General features: G+C 70.4%; 1 protein-coding gene. It reads left to right on the top strand.

Annotation, left to right across the window (positions count from 1 at the left end; genetic code table 11):
* The first annotated feature begins 219 nt into the window (after window positions 1-219).
* Window positions 220-1,578, top strand: coding sequence for an NAD-dependent succinate-semialdehyde dehydrogenase (locus G6026_RS14565; RefSeq protein ID WP_182613605.1), 1,359 nt, complete (start codon window positions 220-222; stop codon window positions 1,576-1,578).
* Window positions 1,579-1,800 lie beyond the last annotated feature (222 nt).

Raw genomic sequence — 1,800 nt, 5'->3', positions numbered from 1 at the left:
CCCCGTGAATCACCCGGGCTAGAGGAGCCGACGAGCGAAGCCGTCGGGCGCGGGGCCACCTTGCCCGGGACCATACTCGCGTCCATCGCCGAATCGCTACCCGGGTGGCACAGCCCTGGACGGGGTTCCCGACCGGATGCAGGCGAGGCAAGGCTGACCTACCGTCGCGAGCAGAGCCGGGTCGATCACCCGGCGGACGCGAACCACGGGAGGACCCATATGTACGTCACCCACGATCCGTCGACCGGGACGACCGACAGCGAGTACGACCAGACCGACGACGTCGACGGGATCCTGTCCACCGTCACCACTGGCTTCGACTCCTGGCGCGCCACCGACGTCGCGGAGCGGGCGAGGATCCTCCTGGCCATCGCGGACGCGTTCGAGGAGCACACCGAGGAGTTGGCCAAGGCCATCACCACCGAGATGGGCAAGCTCCCCGACCAGGCGCAGGGAGAGGTCCAGCTCGCCGCCTCGATCTACCGCTGGTACGGCGAGCACGGCCCCGAGCTGCTGGAGCCCGAGACGTTGGACGTGCCCGGGGCCCGCCTCAACCGCGTGACCCACGAGCCGGTCGGGCCCCTGGTCGGCGTGATGCCGTGGAACTACCCCTACTACCAGGTGGCCCGGTTCGCGGCCCCGAACCTGCTGCTGGGCAACACCATCGTGCTCAAGCACGCGAGCATCTGCGCGCGCTCGTCCGCGGCCATCGAGAAGGTGCAGCGCGCGGCTGGGCTTCCGGAGGACGCGTACGTCAACGTCTACGCCTCCAGCGACACGGTCGCCGAGATGATCGCCGACCCCAGGATCAAGGGCGTCTCGCTCACCGGCAGCGAGGGCGCCGGCGCCGCCGTGGCCAAGGTGGCGGGGGAGAACCTCACCACCAGCGTGCTGGAACTGGGCGGTTCGGACCCGCTCATCGTCCTGGACACCGACGACCTCTACGAGCTGGTCGAGACCGTCGGCAAGGCGCGTCTGTCGAACTGCGGGCAGGCCTGCAACTCACCCAAGCGGATGTTCGTGCCCGAAGACATGAAGGACGAGTTCGTGGGCAAGCTCCGCGACCTGTACGAGGGGACGAAGGTCGGCCCCGCGGCCGACGAGGGGACCGCGCTCGGGCCCCTGTCCTCGGAGGACGCCCGCGACGGGGTGGTCGAACAGGTCGAGCGCGCCGTCGACCAGGGTGCGACCCTCGTGACCGGGGGCCGCGCGATCGACCGCCCGGGCGCGTTCATGGAGCCCACCGTCCTCACCGGCATCACCCCGGAGATGGACGCCTACACCGAAGAGATCTTCGGCCCCGTGGCCATGGTCTACGGCTACGACTCCCTCGACGAAGCCGTGCGGATCGCCAACGACACCCCCTTCGGACTGTCCGGCTCGGTCTGGGGGACCGACACCGACAAGGCCTCCGAGGTGGCCGAGCGGCTCGAGGTGGGTATGGCCTACGTCAACGAGCACGGCACCACCATGGCCGGCCTGCCCTTCGGCGGCGTCAAGCGCTCCGGCTACGGCCGGGAGCTCGGACGCTGGGGCCTCGGCGAGTTCGTCAACGTCCGCCTCCAGCGGGTCCACTGACACCGACGTAGTACTCCGGCGACGCATCGCACCCACTCCGGCCGGGGGCACTCACCGCCCCGGCCGGAGTGCGTCCGCCTACCCTCGGCGGTCGACCCCTCACCAAAGGAGCGCCATGACCGCCGCGACACCGCACCCGCCCCTCACCGTCAGCCCCGAATGGCTGCACCAGCACGTCGACGACGCCGACCTCGTCGTCGTCGACGCCACCGCCCACCTCCG

Origin of the sequence: Dietzia sp. DQ11-38-2 (assembly GCF_014145055.1) — a bacterium.
In the GTDB taxonomy this organism is placed as follows: Bacteria; Actinomycetota; Actinomycetes; order Mycobacteriales; family Mycobacteriaceae; genus Dietzia.
Note: the sequence above shows the minus strand (reverse complement) of the source record. Positions and strands in the feature narration are given on the sequence as shown.

Excerpts from the sequence above, each read along its gene's own strand:
- G6026_RS14565 (WP_182613605.1), top strand. The coding sequence starts at position 220 with ATGTACGTCACCCACGATCCGTCGACCGGGACGACCGACAGCGAGTAC.